General features: G+C 34.2%; 19 protein-coding genes. 8 read left to right on the top strand and 11 right to left on the bottom strand.

The genetic code is table 11. The features are described from left to right. Positions 1-39: 39 nt before the first annotated feature. Positions 40-564, top strand: coding sequence for a hypothetical protein (locus tag NBE98_RS05260; protein ID WP_250813296.1), 525 nt, complete (start codon positions 40-42; stop codon positions 562-564). A 120-nt stretch (positions 565-684) separates the two neighbouring features. On the opposite strand, the gene rluF is transcribed toward NBE98_RS05260, so the two are convergent. Beyond that, complete coding sequence (rluF, locus tag NBE98_RS05255; protein WP_250813294.1) at positions 685-1,452, bottom strand: 23S rRNA pseudouridine(2604) synthase RluF; 768 nt, start codon at positions 1,450-1,452, stop codon at positions 685-687. A 347-nt stretch (positions 1,453-1,799) separates the two neighbouring features. Between rluF and NBE98_RS05250 the strand changes: the two genes are divergently transcribed. From NBE98_RS05250 to NBE98_RS05240, 3 genes are all read left to right on the top strand, one after another. Then, positions 1,800-2,027, top strand: a complete 228-nt coding sequence (locus NBE98_RS05250) for a glutaredoxin family protein (protein WP_284703605.1) — start codon at positions 1,800-1,802, stop codon at positions 2,025-2,027. A 166-nt stretch (positions 2,028-2,193) separates the two neighbouring features. After that, the gene (locus NBE98_RS05245; RefSeq protein WP_250813292.1) at positions 2,194-2,736 is read left to right on the top strand and encodes an NADH peroxidase; all 543 of its coding nucleotides are present in this window, start codon (positions 2,194-2,196) and stop codon (positions 2,734-2,736) included. Between the two features lie 243 nt (positions 2,737-2,979). Then, on the top strand, positions 2,980-4,662 hold the full coding sequence (locus NBE98_RS05240) for a sensor domain-containing protein (protein ID WP_250813290.1): 1,683 nt from the start codon (positions 2,980-2,982) through the stop codon (positions 4,660-4,662). A gap of 42 nt (positions 4,663-4,704) precedes the next feature. Here the strand turns inward: NBE98_RS05240 and NBE98_RS05235 are convergent, their stop codons facing one another. Then, the gene (locus NBE98_RS05235; RefSeq protein ID WP_250813288.1) at positions 4,705-4,890 is read right to left on the bottom strand and encodes a hypothetical protein; all 186 of its coding nucleotides are present in this window, start codon (positions 4,888-4,890) and stop codon (positions 4,705-4,707) included. 14 nt (positions 4,891-4,904) lie between these two features. Continuing rightward, positions 4,905-5,138 (bottom strand): metal-binding protein, encoded by a 234-nt coding sequence (locus NBE98_RS05230; protein ID WP_250813286.1) that lies wholly within the window; start codon positions 5,136-5,138, stop codon positions 4,905-4,907. A gap of 187 nt (positions 5,139-5,325) precedes the next feature. Between NBE98_RS05230 and NBE98_RS05225 the strand changes: the two genes are divergently transcribed. The 4 genes from NBE98_RS05225 to NBE98_RS05210 all read left to right on the top strand — a co-directional run bounded on the left by NBE98_RS05225 (position 5,326) and on the right by NBE98_RS05210 (position 9,066). Further along, positions 5,326-5,901 carry a nucleoside recognition domain-containing protein gene (locus NBE98_RS05225; protein WP_250813285.1) on the top strand — a complete coding sequence of 192 codons (576 nt, stop codon included), beginning with the start codon at positions 5,326-5,328 and terminating at the stop codon, positions 5,899-5,901. A 13-nt stretch (positions 5,902-5,914) separates the two neighbouring features. Then, positions 5,915-6,448 (top strand): spore maturation protein, encoded by a 534-nt coding sequence (locus NBE98_RS05220; RefSeq protein ID WP_284703604.1) that lies wholly within the window; start codon positions 5,915-5,917, stop codon positions 6,446-6,448. A 232-nt stretch (positions 6,449-6,680) separates the two neighbouring features. Continuing rightward, positions 6,681-7,406, top strand: coding sequence for an ABC transporter ATP-binding protein (locus tag NBE98_RS05215; protein ID WP_250813283.1), 726 nt, complete (start codon positions 6,681-6,683; stop codon positions 7,404-7,406). After that, positions 7,399-9,066: a putative ABC transporter permease subunit gene (locus NBE98_RS05210; protein ID WP_250813280.1), complete on the top strand. Its 1,668-nt coding sequence runs from the start codon at positions 7,399-7,401 to the stop codon at positions 9,064-9,066. The genes NBE98_RS05215 and NBE98_RS05210 overlap by 8 nt, the downstream gene beginning before the upstream one ends. Before the next feature lie 617 nt (positions 9,067-9,683). Here NBE98_RS05210 and hypE read toward each other — a convergent pair. From hypE to NBE98_RS05170, 8 genes are all read right to left on the bottom strand, one after another. Beyond that, positions 9,684-10,685, bottom strand: coding sequence for a hydrogenase expression/formation protein HypE (gene hypE / locus NBE98_RS05205; protein ID WP_250813278.1), 1,002 nt, complete (start codon positions 10,683-10,685; stop codon positions 9,684-9,686). Between the two features lie 18 nt (positions 10,686-10,703). Then, positions 10,704-11,765 (bottom strand): hydrogenase formation protein HypD, encoded by a 1,062-nt coding sequence (hypD, locus tag NBE98_RS05200; protein WP_250813277.1) that lies wholly within the window; start codon positions 11,763-11,765, stop codon positions 10,704-10,706. Next, a complete protein-coding gene (locus NBE98_RS05195) occupies positions 11,743-11,988 on the bottom strand; it encodes a HypC/HybG/HupF family hydrogenase formation chaperone (RefSeq protein ID WP_250813275.1) in 246 nt (81 codons plus the stop codon). Before NBE98_RS05195 ends, hypD begins: the two co-directional genes overlap by 23 nt. Beyond that, a complete protein-coding gene (gene hypF / locus NBE98_RS05190; RefSeq protein WP_250813274.1) occupies positions 11,966-14,266 on the bottom strand; it encodes a carbamoyltransferase HypF in 2,301 nt (766 codons plus the stop codon). Before hypF ends, NBE98_RS05195 begins: the two co-directional genes overlap by 23 nt. After that, positions 14,256-14,516 carry a hypothetical protein gene (locus NBE98_RS05185; protein ID WP_250813270.1) on the bottom strand — a complete coding sequence of 87 codons (261 nt, stop codon included), beginning with the start codon at positions 14,514-14,516 and terminating at the stop codon, positions 14,256-14,258. Before NBE98_RS05185 ends, hypF begins: the two co-directional genes overlap by 11 nt. Before the next feature lie 148 nt (positions 14,517-14,664). Continuing rightward, the gene (locus tag NBE98_RS05180; protein ID WP_250813267.1) at positions 14,665-15,438 is read right to left on the bottom strand and encodes an endonuclease/exonuclease/phosphatase family protein; all 774 of its coding nucleotides are present in this window, start codon (positions 15,436-15,438) and stop codon (positions 14,665-14,667) included. Between the two features lie 147 nt (positions 15,439-15,585). Further along, a complete protein-coding gene (gene murD, locus NBE98_RS05175) occupies positions 15,586-16,965 on the bottom strand; it encodes a UDP-N-acetylmuramoyl-L-alanine--D-glutamate ligase (protein WP_250813265.1) in 1,380 nt (459 codons plus the stop codon). Further along, positions 16,922-17,146, bottom strand: coding sequence for a hypothetical protein (locus NBE98_RS05170; RefSeq protein WP_250813263.1), 225 nt, complete (start codon positions 17,144-17,146; stop codon positions 16,922-16,924). The genes murD and NBE98_RS05170 overlap by 44 nt, the downstream gene beginning before the upstream one ends. Positions 17,147-17,278: the final 132 nt, after the last annotated feature.

Below are 17,278 nucleotides of genomic sequence, written 5' to 3'. Positions count from 1 at the left end.
TAAGCATGTACATATTTTATATAAAAGGAGAGGGTTCGAATGAAAAAATTCTTATCAGTTATTCTTGCATCAGTATTAGTATTTTCATTAGCTGCCTGCAGCAAAAGCAATACTAGTGATACTAAACAAAACGCAAACACACCAGCTACTTCAGCACCAAAGAAAGATGAGTTTAAGCCTAAGGAAGTAACTAAGTTTGGAGACATATTAGATAATATGGCAAACAAAGATAATTACTTTACAGATATAAATGTTATTAAGCTTACAACTCCTAGCAAGGCTTATGCAGCTAAGGCTGACACAATTGTAGCTAATGCAATGAAAGAAAAAAATGTTGATGTTAAAGCTAATGCTAAGACATACAACTACTACAAAAATGTTAAAATGAACAAAGAGCATAAGGTATATGTTGTTGCTATTGATGCTAGCAAGGTTCCAACAGATTTATATGAAGTTAATATGACAGTTAACGATAAAGACGAGCCAGCATTAAAGGATGTTAAAAAAGTTGACAATGCTATAAACGATGCTTTTAAAACTCAATTTGCTAAAGAAGTAAAATAGTATAAGACAAAGACCTGGTGTTTTTCACCAGGTCTTTTAATAATCATCAAATAATAAAGTTTATTATCTAAAAATAACAAGTTATCAACATAATGGCTGTGGATAATGTGAATTATGTCTTTAAAGCTTTGAGGCCTCCTCAGTTTTTACAGATGAAGTTATCAATGAATTCAAGGTTTCTAGTTCTTCCTTTGTGAGGTATCTCCACTTTCCTGTGGATAAGTCTTTTAGATGTATATTCATAATTCTAATTCTTTTAAGCTTTACTACTTTATATCCAAAAACCTCACACATTCTTCTTATTTGCCTGTTTAATCCTTGAGTAAGGATAATTCTAAAGGTGTTTTTTCCTTCCTTAGTGACTATGCAGGGCTTGGTTATGGTATCTAAGATACTAACTCCGCTGGACATCCCTTTTATAAATTCAGAAGTTATAGGCTTATCTACTGTTACTATATATTCTTTGTCGTGATTGTTGCCTGCTCTAAGTATTTTATTAACTATATCTCCATCATTAGTTAATATTATTAAGCCTTCAGAATCTTTATCAAGTCTTCCAATTGGGAAAATTCTTTGTGGATAATTGATAAAATCTACTATGTTTCCTTTCACTTTATGTTCAGTAGTACTGGTTATGCCTACAGGCTTGTTTAATGCTATATACACAAGTTTCTCTCTTTCAGATAGAAGCTTACCATCAACCCTTACTTCATCGGTAGATTTAACTTTTGATCCTGTTTGAGCTTTTAAGCCATTAATAGTAACTCTGCCAGTTTCAATCAACTTATCAGCTTCTCTTCTAGAGCAGATGCCTTTTTCGCTTATAAATTTATTTATTCTTAATTCTTCGTTTTTATCATGATGTATAATTGGATTTTTATGAACCATGCTTATCACTCCTTAAGGACTTAAAATAATCAACTTATCTTAGTATATATTATTGTATAAAAAAAGTTAACATAATCAAACTTATATTTTGATTGACAAACAATTTGTCCATAGAGTACAATTTAATTAATAATTATTATTACTTAAATACTATTTAAGTAATGGATACTAGTAATTATTATGGCATACAATTAATATAAGAGGCATAAAGATTATTAGTCTTTATGTATAAAAAAAGAATACAGGAGACATAAAGATTGATAATCTTTATGTACAAAAAAGGAATACAGGAGGCGTAAAGATTAATAATCTTTACGTACAAAAAAGGAATACAGGAGGGACATATAATGAAAGAAGTTATAGTTTACACATCAAATACCTGCACATACTGCGGACAGGCAAAGGAATATTTAAAGGAAAATGGAATCTCTTATGAAGAAAGAAATATTAAAGAACCTACCTATAGAAAAGAACTAATGAGTATGGGATTTATGAGCGTTCCTGTTATAAAGATTGAGAGAGACACAGTTCTTGGCTTCGATAAAGAAAAAATTGATTCCTTGCTAGGTTTATAAAATATAGTATATTAAAAAAAAGATTACCATGTGGTAATCTTTTTTTATTTTCCTTATTGACATAAATGGAAAAAATGGTATCATATTAATTGTTGGGAAAATAATTATTTATAAATATAAATTATTTAAAGGGAATGAATTTAATTTATTAGGAGGATGGTTTAAAATGAAAAAGTTTGTATGTAAGGTATGTGGATTTATTTATGAAGGAGAGGCTGCACCAGAAAAGTGTCCAGTATGTAAGGCTCCAGCAGAAAAATTTGAGGAGCAATCAGGTGAACTTGTTTGGGCAGATGAACATAGAGTAGGAGTCGCTCAAGGTTTAGACGAGAGAGTAATAGCTGGATTAAAGGAAAATCTTTATGGAGAGTGCTTTGAAGTAGGTTTATATTTAGCAATGGCTAGACAAGCCCACAGAGAAGGTTATCCAGAAGTAGGAATGTATTACGAAAAGGCTGCTTATGAAGAAGCTGAGCATGCTGCTAAGTTCTGCGAATTACTTGGCGAAGTAGTTACAAATTCAACAAAGAAGAATCTTGAAATGAGAGTTATTGCTGAAAATGGTGCAACTGCAGGAAAGAAAGAACTTGCAACTTTAGCTAAGCAATTAGGCTATGATGCAGTTCATGATACAGTACATGAAATGGCTAAGGATGAAGCAAGACACGGAAAGGCGTTTAAGGGCCTTTTAGATAGATACTTTGCATAAAATATATTAAATATAAAAAATGAAGAACGAAAAATTGAATAAGTTTTTCGTTCTTCATTTTTTATATTTAAGTAGATTTTAAAATAGATATGTAATGCTTTCTCTAAATTCTTATAATATATATGAAAATGTTAAAGTTATACTTAAGAAAATCGATAAATTAGCCGATAAAATAATATACTCTGTGCGAAAAATGTAGATATTTCGCAGTATAGTGTTAATAATGTGGAAAGGAGGAAGTGGATGAATAATGAAATTGAGATTTCAGATGATGAGGATAAGATAAAACGACTAAGGGATATTGCTCTAAAGTATGAATTTATTAAAGATAATGCAAGGGATATAATGCTTCTTATAAAAGAAGATGGAACTATATTAGAAGCTAACAAAGCTGCAGAAGAAGCTTATGGGTATCAGTATAGCGAGCTTTTGGGCATGAATATTAATGATTTAAGAGAAAGTAAATATAATTATGTTCCTGAGGAAAGTCGTTTTGAAGCTGTCCATAAAAGAAAAGATGGTTCAACCTTTTATGTTGAAGTAAGCTCTAAAGGAGCTCTATTTAATGGAAAGTATATTTCATTAGATATAGTTAGAGATATATCTGAAAGAAAGAAATCAGAAGAGAAGCTTAATAAATTGGCCTATTATGATCCTGTTACTGATTTGCCTAATAAAAAGCACTTTAGCGAATATATTATAAAGGCTTTAGATAAGGCAAAAGCTAACGAGGAAAGGATAGCTGTACTTTTTATAGATTTGGATAGATATAAAAAGGTTAATGATACAATGGGACATCTTATTGGAGACAAGCTCCTAAAGGAGGCTGCAGATAGATTCAAAACCCTTACAAATGATTCTGTATTTACTGCCAGGGTTGGTGGAGATGAATTTATTTTTATTCAATCAAATATTAAAGCCGCTGAAGAGGCTGCAGAGCTTGCTTATAAAATTTTACAACTTATTAAAACTCCTTTTGAGCTTGATGGTATTGAGATTCATATAACAACTAGCATAGGTATAAGTATTTATCCAGAGCACGGGGAAGATGCGGTTACTCTTATGAAGAATGCTGATATGTCAATGTATAGAGTTAAAAATAGCGGTAGAAATAATTATGAGTTTTATAATACTGGCATGAACAAAGAAGCCTATGAGCAGATAGTTATTGAAAATTCTCTTCACCATGCTCTTGAAAATGATGAGCTTGTTCTGCATTATCAGCCTAAGTTTAATGCGCTTACTGGCAAGCTTGTAGGTATGGAAGCTTTAGTAAGATGGAAAAGTCCTAAGCTTGGTCTTGTACCGCCAGGAAAATTTATAGACTTGGCTGAAGAAACAGGTCTTATAGTCCCAATTGGAAAGTGGGTATTAAGAAATGCTTGTGCACAAAATAAACTTTGGCAGGATTCAGGATATCCACCTATGAGAGTAGCTGTAAATCTTTCTGTTAGGCAATTTGAGGAAAATAACCTTCAAGAGGTAGTAGATGAGATATTAAAAGAAACAGGGCTAAATCCTGAGTATTTGGAGTTAGAAGTTACTGAAACTATGGCTATGAAAAATATGGAGCTTATCGTAAAGAATCTAAGGAAACTTAAAGAGATGGGAATAAGTATTGCTCTAGACGACTTTGGAACAGGCTATTCCTCTTTAAAGTATTTAAGAAACATTCCAGTGGATACTCTTAAAATAGATAGGTCGTTTATTAATGATATAAACAGCAACTCTGCCTATGGTGCAATAATTGATGCTATTATAGACATCGCTAAAAAACTAAAGCTTGGAATAATTGCAGAGGGTGTTGAAACAGAAGAGCAGAGCAGCTTTTTAATTGAAAAGAATTGTTATGAGATGCAGGGCTTTCTATTTAGTAAGCCTGTTGTTAAGGAAGAATTTGAGATTATTCTTTCAAAATATAATTGAGATTAAAAATAATGCCTGAAGCTATTTGCTTCAGGCATTATTTTATATTATTCCTTCAGTTTTTAAAATATTTTCAAGCTCTTGGAGCTTTTGAGAAAGGAACATGAATTTTTCCTTAACCCCATCTGTTGAAAGAGTTTCGTTTTTTAAATCCTCTTCCATGTTTTCGATAGCAGCTAATGCTTCATCAATATCTTGGTGAACTAGTTTTAAATTGTCTTCCTTCATTAGTTTCCCTTCCTTTAGTTCAAATTCTTTCTTGATTGTTTATTTTCTAAAAATGGAGCAGAGAATTCAAAAGTCTTTTCATGCCCACAGTTTGAACAAGTACATGTACATAGGTCGTACGGAACATCATCTATTATAGCAATATGTGTATCTTCAGCAAAGTAATCGCCTCCGCATATTTCACAGGGAGTGTGATTGATAATCTTAAATTCGCTTTCGATATATTTCATTATATCTCTAACAGTCATTTTTATCCTCCAGCTTAAGCCTCTATATTCTTAAATGGTATCATTATATAAAATTAAATGCAAGACTATGCATCTTCTAACATATAAATAAATGTGGCTTTTCATAGATATCTATAATACTTAAGAATATAAGAATATAACTTCTTATATTCTTATATTCTCATTTTTATTGGGAGGAGAGAAAAAGATGATTAATGTAATTTGGTTTATTATCTTAGTTTGCGGCATAGGAGTTGGAGTACTTACCGGTAGAGGAGATTTGGTTTCAAAAGCTGTAGTCACTAGTGCTGGATCAACAGTTGAGTTTATTATTAAACTCGCAGGACTAATGTGTATTTGGTGCGGTGTTATGAGAATTGCCGAGAAAAGTGGGCTTACTGAAAAATTAGCCAAGCTTCTTAGACCTATACTAGGGCTTATTTTTAAAGATGCAGCTAGAGATGAGAAAGCTATGGGCGCTATAGTGATGAATCTTACTGCAAATATGATGGGACTTTCTAATGCAGCAACCCCCTTTGGTATAAAGGCAATGGAAGAAATGGATAGGCTTAACCCTGAAAAAGGAAGAGCCAGCAACGATATGTCTTTATTTTTAGTTCTCAACGCTGCTTGTATACAGCTTGTTCCTACTACAGTAATTTCAGTTAGAGCAGCAAGCGGTGCTGCAAATCCAGGAGAAATAATCATTCCTGCCATACTTGCTACTACTGTGGCAGCTGTTATGGGAGTAATATACTGCAAAATACTGCAAAGATATTTTTAGGAGGGAGATTGATATGCTTAGTTGGTTAGGAAACTATCTGCTTACATCCATAATTGCGTTAATAATAATGGCTATAGTAGTTTACGGCATGGTAAAGAAGGTTAAAGTCTATGAATGTTTTGTTGAAGGGGCTAAGGAAGGGTTAACTATATGTCTAAGAATTTTTCCGTTTCTTTTGGCAATGCTTGTTGCCATAGCTGTATTTAGAGAATCTAAAGCATTAGACTATTTTATAGCTTTAGTAAAGCCTGCAGTAAAACTAATAGGACTTCCACCTGAAGTAGTTCCCTTAGTATTGATAAAGCCTTTATCGGGTAGTGGTGCCTTAGGTGTGCTTTCAGATATTCTTATAAAGCATGGGCCAGATAGCTTTATTGGAAGATTGTCCTCGGTAATTATGGGTACAACAGAAACAATTTTTTATACTCTTACTGTTTATTTTGGCGCAGTAAATATAAAAAAAATCAGGCACACGCTTTGGGCGGCAATTTTAGCTGATATAACAGCTGTAATTATGGCAATAACTTTAACTAGAATAATGTTTTAAAGTTGAGATAAAGGGAGATAATTTAAGATAGAAGGAGATAAAGTATTTAAAGTTTTATAATATGCTTAAAAGAGTTATTAAATAACATATAACAATGATTAGGATAACTTGAAACTAATACTATAGCGGTATATAATTATTACATAGTTGTTAAATTTTGCACAAACAACTTAAGGCATGCAAGAATTAATAATCTTTACGTGCTAAGAAGAAAAAACAAGGGGGAATAGAAATGATAGAAATTAATAATGTAAGCAAAAGCTATAACGGCTCTATCAAAGCAGTAGACAGCTTAAGCCTGAATATCCCGGAAGGAATGATATTCGGATTTTTGGGACCAAACGGTGCTGGGAAAAGTACCACAATAAAAATGATTACAGGTATACTTAATCCAGACGGCGGAGACATAAAGGTAAATGGCATAAGCATAAAGGATAAGCCTCTTGAAGCTAAAAAACAGTTTGCCTATGTTCCAGATAGTCCTGATATGTTTCTAAGACTCAAGGGAGTTGAGTATCTAAACTTCATGGCAGATATGTACGATGTGCCCAAGGAAGTTAGAAAAGAGAGAATTCAAAACCTAGCCAAAAGATTTGAACTTGCGGATGCTTTAGGGGATAAAATTCAAAGTTATTCTCATGGAATGAGACAAAAGATTGTACTTATGGGTGCATTAGTTCATGATCCTTCTGTATGGATTTTAGATGAACCTCTAACAGGCTTAGATCCAAAAGCTTCATACACATTAAAGGAAATGATGAGAGAACATGCTTCAAGTGGAAAGACTGTATTTTTTTCAACTCACGTGCTTGAAGTGGCAGAAAAAATTTGCGACAAGGTTGCTATAATAAATAAAGGCAATATTCTATTCAGCGGCACATTGGAAGAGATGAGGGAGCACTTTAAATCCAATGGTTCACTTGAGAATATGTTCTTGGAGTTGACAGAAAATGAATAAGTTTTTTGCATTAACTAAGGTTCTACTAAAGAATACAGGAGAAGCTTTAGTACAAAAGGATAAGAAAAAGCTCCCTAAAACTATAGCTCTTTTAGTACTTATGGCAGTTGCCTTCCTTCCTATGGTTGCAGGTTTTGTAGCAATGGCAGCTGGTTCCTATGGTTCTCTTGTAAGCATGAATCAGGAAGGTTTTATACTTGTGCTTGGAGTTTCAGCGGCTTCATTAGTAATATTTATTTTCGGTATATTCTATGTTATGTCCACTTTTTATTTCTCAATGGACATAGAGAAGCTGCTGCCTTTGCCTTTAAAGCCTTCAACAATACTTGGGGCTAAGTTTACAGTAGTAGCAATTTATGAATATTTGACTGAGCTTGTATTCTTGCTCCCAATAATGATTACCTTCGGAGTTATGAGTAAAGCAGGAGTAGTTTATTATTTATACGCGATTTTGGTATTTTTAACTCTTCCTGTTGTGCCGCTTGTTATTGCAGCTTTTATAACCATGGTTATAATGAGATTTACTCCTTTTGCTAAAAACAAGGATTTATTTAATACCGTTGCAGGTATATTTGTAATTATCCTATCAGTAGGCATAAATATATTTTTCCAAAGACTAGGAGCAAATAACCAAGATCCAGAGCAGCTTCTGATGCTTATGGCTCAAGGCAATAATTCTCTAGTGAATACAATGTCAAGCTTCATTCCTAGTGCGAAGCTAGCAGTTAATGCGCTTGTTTTTAGCGGAGAACTAAAGGGGTTAATAAATATTCTTTTATTCTTGGTTATTACTATAGCATTTTTACTAATACTGTTAGTACTTGGCGAAGCTCTCTATTTCAAGGGAGTAATAGGAATCACACAATCCTCCTCGAAAAGAAAGAAGCTAAGCAGTGAAGAATTTGAAGAAAGCACAACACAAAGTTCAGCAATTAAATCATATTTGTTTAAGGAATTAAGAATTCTATTTAGAACGCCTGCTTATTTCATGAATTGTGTGCTTATAAGTTTCTTGTTTCCTGTTATTCTAATGGTACCTATTTTTTCTCAGCCTGATGCGATGCAAGGCTTAAAGGAAGTGAGAGCAGTAGTAAATGCAGGTAATCTTCCAGGATTTATAATTGCAGCTGCCTTTGGTATTATGATGTTTATAGCAGTTGCTAATCCAACATCCTGTACTGCAATATCAAGAGAGGGTCAAAACATATTTGTGTGCAAATACTTGCCAATAAGCTATAAAAAGCAGTTAATTGCAAAAGCTTTATCATCAATATTGCTAAACCTTATTGGTATAGGTCTTATGATAGTTGCAGCAATGGTAATAATAATTCCACCAGTTTACTTGTTAGTTCAAGTTGTTGTTTTAGGAATTTTAATAACAATCTTTGATGCCTTTATAGGGCTACTAGTAGATTTAAGCTTTCCAAAGCTTCAATGGGATAATGAGCAAAGAGCTGTTAAGCAAAATATGAATGTTCTTATAGTAATGTTTCTTGGCTTTGCTATAGGCGGTGCAACCGTGTTTGGCATCATAAAGCTGGGGTTCAATATTTGGATTTCCTTTGGAATTCTTGCAGGTGCTTTTGCTGTAGTAGATATAATTCTATACTATATTCTAAGCACATATGGAATCAAAACCTTCCAAAAGCTTCAAGCTTAAAAGTATAGGGAAACAAGCTTAAAGGGGCTGCCTCAAAATATGTTAGCACAAAAGCAGCTGAAATATATAAAAGNAGTTATTCAACTTCAAAAGAATTGCTGGTCATTTACCTTTATATTCTCTGTTTAATTTTCAAAGACCAATTTGTTTGCCGTCATCTGACAGCTTTTATATTTTATCAATTCCACATCAATTTGTCAACATTTTTTTGTTGGTAATTTGTGGTGAAACTAATTTGTTTTAGTAGCTGTTTGCTACTGTGTGAATTATCTTATCAGGATTAATCCACCTTGTCAACATCAAACTTACTGGTAATACTTTCTTACAGTTCGTCTAATATTGAGCACTCTTACCGCTTCAAGCGACGTCATTAATATTATCACATTATGCTTATCATATAATAGAGTTAGTAAGCAATATGTTAAATTAGATATTAATTCCTCTATTTTTCTACATCTTACTTTAGTATTCGCTAATTGATACACCCGGTAAGTTTGCCATATATAATTGAAATCTTGTAAATTACGATACAATTCAAATTTCAATAATGTACTTGAATACAACCTAAAATAAAAAGCCCGCGCCTCATATCCACGGACTTAGATGCACTAACCATCTTAACATATTCTAGGAAGCATATTTCCCTCTAATGGAGCCAATATTCTTTTGCCTCCGAAGTAATTTTCTACAAATATCTTATCCTGAGGGCCCTTCACAAAGCTTCCTATAATTCTAGCATTCTCACCATTTTCTACAGCCTGAATTTTATTTAGTATCTTCTGTGCTTCGCCTTCCTTGACTACTAGAATCATTCTACCTTCGCAGGCCATATAGAATGGATCTAGCCCCAAAAGGCTGCTAGAAGCTCTAACCCCTATGCTTATCGGAATATCCTCTTCAAAAATATGCACTCCTAGATTAGAAAGCTCTGAAAATTCATGAAGCACTGTAGCTAATCCTCCGCGGGTAGGATCCCTCATTATTTTTATGCAATGTAAATCTTCCTGAAGTAATTCCAAAAATGATAGCAGTGGTGCACAATCACTTTTTATATCTCCTCTTATATTTACATTATATCTTTCAAGGGCAATAGTGGTACCATGCTCACCTATACAACCAGTTATTATAATTTTATCTCCTGCTTCTATGGGCTTAATTTCATATCCCTTTAAGACTTTCCCAATACCGCTTGTATTAATGAACAGCCCGTCTACGCTGCCCTTTTCAACTACCTTTGTATCTCCAGCAATAACATTAACCCCTGTTTCCATACAAGTTTCAGCCATAGACTTAACTATCTCTTCTAGTTTTCCAATCGGAAACCCCTCCTCTAGTATAAATCCTGCACTCAAATAGAGAGGCTTTGCTCCAGATGCGACCAAATCGTTTATTGTACCACAAACAGCAAGCTTACCTATGTTACCGCCTGAGAAAAACAAAGGTTTTACAACAAATGAATCCGTAGTGAACGCCATTTTTCCTTGCATAGCTGGGAAAGTAGCTGAATCCTGTCCATCTAATAGAAGCTTATTGTTAAAATACTTGTAGAAGACCTGCCGAATGAGCCTTTGAGTATATTTAGCTCCATCACCATGAGCAAGTTGAATAACTCCTTCCATCCCATCACCCCAATTATACTAAAGCTTATATTTGTAATAAACTGCACATGCGCCCTCAGAAGATACCATACAAGGACCAGCTGGATATTCTGGTGTGCAAACTGTTCCAAACAACTTACATCTATTAGGCAGCTTTTTGCCTAATAATACCTCGCTGCAAACACAACGTATTTCTGAACCGCTGCAGCTTTTTATACCAAGCTTGAGCAACGCATCATACTCTTTATATTCTGCTCTTAAAGCAAACCCTGAGCTCCTAATCCTTCCTATGCCTCTCCACTCAACATCACAGTATGTAGAAACCTCCTCTATAATTTCTTTAGCCTTTTTATTTCCATTAGGAGCTACGCAAGCTTTATATAAATTAACAAAGGATTTTTTATTTTGTTCCTGCTGTCTTATCAAAAAATATAAGGCTCCTAAAATATCTTCAGCCTCAAAGCCAGCTATTACCGCTGGAACGTTATACTGTTCTGTAACAAACCTAAAATAATCTTCTCCCACCACAGCTGCAACATGCCCCGGACATATTAAGCCATGGATTTTGTGATCATTATTAGAGAGTATTTGATTCAATACAGGCTCCATTCTCTTCATCCCCATAAGAAAAGATATATTTTTTATACTCCTCTCCTTGGAAAGCTTAACGGCTAAAGCAATTAAAGGTGAAGTAGTTTCAAACCCTACTCCTAAGAACACAATTTCCTTATCCACATTCTGCTTTGCCAAGCTAATTGCAGCTAAAGGCGAATACACTATGCGAATATCCTTCCCCTTTGCCTTTTGCTCCATTAAGGTTTCTTTAGTCCCTCTTACTCTCATCATATCCCCAAAGGTAGCTATAGCAGTATTCGGATACTGTAAAATTTCTATAGCAGTGTCTATATAAGCCTCGGGGGTTACACAAACAGGGCAGCCTGGACCAGATAATAGATGAATATTAGGCTCAAACAGCTGCCTGATACCTAACCTTGAAATAGCTTGTGTATGGGTTCCGCAAACCTCCATTATATTCAATTCCTTACTAGGAAACTGCTTAATTCTTAAGACCATTTCCTTAATCAATTCTTGGTTCCTCATAATTATAATCTTCCTCTAAAATTGCTTGAAAGATACTCTGCAAGTCCTCAAAATGATTACTATCGATTCTCTGAATAGCACAACCAGCATGAACCAATATATATTCCCCAGCTTTAGGCTCTTCAATAAGCTGTATATTAACACTACTTTCCATTCCCATAACATCTACTTTTGCAACATTTTCTTCTATAGAAACTATTTTAGCTGGTACTGCAAGACACATATCTATCCTCCATCATTGCACTGGCAGCATGTAGCTGTCCAAATGAGATTCCTCCATCATTAATAGGTATTTGCTGATTATAAAACACTTCAAAATCATTCTCTAATAGACTTTTATGAAGTTTTTTTAAGAGATATTGATTCTCGAAAACTCCTCCGCTAAGAACAACCTTATTTATTCCGTATTTTATTCTTAATAAACAAACCATACTGGATGCTGCAAGAGCTAAAGTATTATGAAATTTTGCAGATATCCTAGAGGGTGACTCTCCTCTTTCAGCATCCTGTACTACTCCGCGAATAATCCATTCATACTCAACACAAAGTGAACCATCATTATCTTTAATCTGACAGCAATACAGTTCATCTATATCCTCTTCAATAATACCTTCTAGTTCAATAGCAGCCTGTCCATCATAAGTTATATTATTTCTAAGCCCTATTAGTACTGCTACTGCATCAAAAAGCCTTCCAATACTGGACGATAAAAAACAGTTTAGTCCTGCTTTCAAAGCTTGTTTAACACCTTCAAGCTTTTCTCTTTCCACGCCCTGTATTACCTTTACTGAGTCGTATCCCAGAGCATAAAGATAGCTTGCTGCACATCTCCAAGGCTCTCTTACAGCCTTCTCACCGCCTTGAATGCTTATATATTCTAAGTGTCCCGCTCTTATAAAGGATTTTCTTGTACCTACTAAAAACTCCCCACCCCATACTGCTTCATCTAATCCAAAACCTGTACCATCAAAGACAACTCCTATTACAGGCTCATAAAGTAAATGTTCAGCCATACAGCTTACCATATGTGCATGATGATGCTGAATCTCAAGAGTCTCTACTTTTTGGGCCTTAGCATATTGCGTACTTAAGTAACCTGGGTGCATATCATGTACAATAATTTCCGCATTCACGTCAAATAGTTCCACTAGGTGTTTTAGCACATACTGAAAATTCTCGTAGCAGCTTAATTGCTCCAAATCCCCTAAATATTGACTCATGTTTATATAGCCGTTTTTAGAAATACACACCGTATTCTTCTGCTCTGCTCCAAGGGCAACTATCTGCCTTTCAGTATCTGCTCTCACTGAATAAGGTACATAACCTCTTGCTCTTCTAATAATAGCTTCTCTTTCTTCAATCACCTTAACTACAGAATCATCTATAGGAACATAAATATCCCTATTATTCATTAAAAAGTAATCCGCAACTTTATGTAAATGTGCAATTGCTTCTTCATTTCTATACTCTATAGGCATACCGCTGATATTTGCACTTGTCATAATCAAAAGTCTTAGCTCTTCGTCAAACAATAGGTAGTGCAAGGGAGCATAGGGAAGCATCACTCCAAGACTCTTTTGCGCTGGAGCTATAACATCAGTCAACGCAGAAAACTCTATCTTTTTCATAATTACAATAGGTCTCTTATTGCTCGTTAAAAGTTCTTCTTCCTTTTCTGAAGCATAACAAATCTCCTTTACAGCCTCCATGTCTCTTGCCATTAAAGCAAAAGGCTTATGTTTCCTCAGCTTTCTATTTCTTAAAGTCTTAATTGCAACTTCATTTCTCGCATCACAAACTAGGTGAAAACCGCCAACTCCTTTAATAGCTAGTATTTTTCCGTCCTTAAGAAGCTTTATAGTCTCTTTTATAGCATCCTGGCATCTAATCCTGTTTCCTTTGTTATCAGTTAGAAAAAGCTCAGGACCACACTTATCACAACAGTTAGGTTGAGCATGAAACCGTCTGCTGAGCGGATTATGGTACTCATCATCACAAGTACTGCACATAGAAAAGGTCTGCATAGTTGTGGAAATCCTATCATAAGGCAGAGCTTTTATAATAGAATATCTAGGTCCACATTCTGTACAGTTTGTAAAAGCATACCTATATCGAGAGGTTCCACTTCTTCTAACATCCTCTAGGCATTTTGGACATACTGCAACATCTGGGGATATGAACCTTACTTGTTTTCTATCTTGAATACTTTCTTTAATTACAAACCCTTCTGCAAAAGTATAAGCTTTAGAAATACACCGAACTCTTTCAATTTTCGAAAGCGCTGGCGGATTTTTTACAATCTCTGTAAGAAAGTGTTTAAGATTAGCCTTTGTCCCACTGCAGTCAATTATTACTGCACCACCTGCATTCTCTACCCAGCCTAGTATTTTAAACTCCCTTGCTTTCCTATAAACAAAGGGGCGAAAACCCACACCTTGAACAACGCCATATATCTTTACAAGATAGCTTCTGACATCAGCCTCATCTTTTTTATTCTTCACTCTTCTCCCCCTCAATGCTGTGAAGGATAGCTGTTTGCTCTAATATATCATCTCTTTGAACTTGAATTTCCGTCCACTCTCCTATCAAGTTTGCACATGCATATTGTAGGTGATCATAAAGATTTTCTTCATTTACGTGACTGTTATTATTTACAACAACAGCCAATTTATTTACCTTCTTAATATTGTTCATGCCGCAAACCTGATTTACAGCATCAGAAATCTTATTCAATAAAATAGTATCATGCATATTTGTTCACTCCTTTTGTATTTATTAAATAACTTGAATTCAGTATTCATTATATTAAAACAAGCTTCACTATATTCTAATTCTGAGGCAATAAAAAAGGATTGTCTCACAATAGAAAATAATTTCTAAGTGTGACAATCCTTTTTTATTATTTTAATTCTTTAAATGAAAATGTGGCCGAAACAGGATAATGATCAGAGTAATTCTTCTTATCAACAACATAGCTTTTTAAATCTAAATTTTTAGAATAAAGTATATAATCAAGAGTACTGTTTTCAGATGGAAATGTAACCAGAATGCTTGAACCATATATTATATTAAATTCATTGGTCATCATCTCTAATTCTAAGGAGCTCTCTAAATTAAAGTCACCCATTATTATAATAGGCCCACTTAATTTTTTTATGTAGTCTTTAATATACGCCAATTGCTTGGTTCTTACATCCTTGCTATTGTACTCCAAGTGAGTTACCAGTGCATTTACGTTAACCCCCTGTACATTTATCACAGTATGAAGCAAGCTTCTCTGCTCAGAATTCTGCTCATTATATAACAAAATTTGTTTCTGCTGCAAAATATCATATTTTGTAAGTAATCCGTTTCCGTAATATCCCCCCTGAAAATCTAAAGATTTTGAGAAAGCCATATTATAGTTCAAGTTATTTGATACTACAGATAGCTGATTTGTAGTATTGCTTCTATTAGTATTGATATCAACCTCATTTAAACCTATTATGCCTGGTTTTTTTGCTTTGAAGTAGCTATTTATAAGACTTTCGTTTCTTTCACCATCAGGCTTATGCCCCGAAGCTATGTTATATGTCATAACCGTAAATGTAGATCTATTAATTCTTTGATAATACGCAATTATTAATCTGATAGCTAATATTAAAGCAATAATTATATATATCCTAGAACTCAAGGCTTGCCCTCCTTTCTTATACTGTATTTTAGTTATATGTACTAAATAAGGATTTATTTAAACAGAATAAAGAAAGTGCAAAAACAATATATTTTTGCACCTCCAAAACAAACTAATCAGCAGTCTTGTTAATCTATCTAGACTAATTTATTTCAATTCATTAACTATTTCTTTAAATCTATTTCCTCTAACCTCAAAGTTAACAAACATATCAAAGCTGGCACACGCTGGAGCAAGGAGCACTACATCCTTGTCTTCAGAAGCTGTTCTAGCCTTTTCCACTGCATCCTCAAAGGAATTGGCCATTATTATTGGCATATTTAAATTCTTTTCTTCTATAATTTTCTCAAAGGCAGCCTTTATCTTTTCCCTCGTAGCTCCCAGAAGTACAAGCTTCTTTATATAGGGATAGCCTTCTTCTGCAAGAGGTTCAAAAGGAATCTTCTTATCATAGCCTCCTGCAATTAAAATAATAGGCTTTCCAAACACCTTAATATCTGCAAGTGTTCTTGAAGGACTGGAAGCTATAGAACTGTTATAATATTTAACACCTTCAAAATCTCTAACAAATTCAATTCTGTGTTCAACTCCTGGAAAGGTTGTAGCAACCTTTCTCATGCTTTCTATAGATACATCATCCTTTAACGCACAGAAGGCAGCAAGATAGTTTTCCACATTGTGCATTCCCTTAATAACAATATCCTCAGCCTTACACACTTCCTGCCCCATTAAATACAAAGCTCCATCTTTGTAATAAGCTCCATCTTCGATGACTTCCTTAGTGCTAAACTGAAATACTAAACCCATGGCTTCACCAACCATAGAGTTAGTAATTTCATTATCTCTGTTTAGTATTAGAATCCCATTGGTGTCTTGGTATTTAAATATATTTTTCTTTGCATCTACATACTCTTCCATATCCTTATGAATATCCAAGTGATTTGGACTTAAGTTTGTTATAACAGAAACCTCAGGGGATACGGTCATAGTCATAGTCTGAAAGCTTGAAAGTTCCAGCACAACCTTGTCAGTTTCCTCTATTTCTTCAATTTGAGCAAAAAGCGGTGTTCCAATATTCCCACCTACCCAAGTCTTATAGCCTTCTTGCTTTAAAATGTTATACATAAGGCTTGTAGTGGTTGTCTTTCCATCGCTGCCCGTAACACCAAACATTTTAGCTGGACAATATCTAACGAATTCCTCAATCTCAGAAGTAACATAAGCTCCTTCTGCCTTAGCTCTAACCAAGCAAGGGCTGTCAATTCTCATAGAAGGAGTTTTAAAAACAACCTCATAGCCTGTTAAATTATCCAAATAGTTTTCTCCAAGAACTAGGTTAACACCCTTAGACTTAAATTCTTCCGCTACCTCTCCAAGCTGTTCTTCAGTTTTTTTATCAAAGGCGCTAACTTTAGCCCCTAATTCTAAAAGAAATCTTATAAGAGGAATATTGCTTACCCCTATTCCAACTACAGCTGTATTCTTACCTTTTATAAAATCCTTGAATTCCTGAAACTTTTTCTTCATATGCCCCTCCTGTATTCCTTAAGAGCACATAAGAATTATCAATTCTTATGCCTCCTGTATTCCTAAAAAGTCCATAAGAATTATCGATTCTTACGCCTTCTGTATTCCTTATAAGCACATAAGGATTATTAATGTCTTCTTTATAAACAAGTGCTCTTCTATAATTATACCACTTTTCCATTAAATTCTTCAATTTAATGGAGAGTATATAATATATTTTTTCATTTTTATGGTTATATCCTTCATATACTATACAGAATTAATCTTAGGTGTGGTGAATATGCCTTTACTAACATTATTAATATCCTCTCCT

Source organism: Clostridium swellfunianum, assembly GCF_023656515.1.
In the GTDB taxonomy this organism is placed as follows: domain Bacteria; phylum Bacillota; class Clostridia; order Clostridiales; family Clostridiaceae; genus Clostridium_AT; species Clostridium_AT swellfunianum.
The sequence above is the reverse complement of the archived record's forward strand: the minus strand, read 5'-3'. Positions and strand labels throughout refer to the sequence as shown.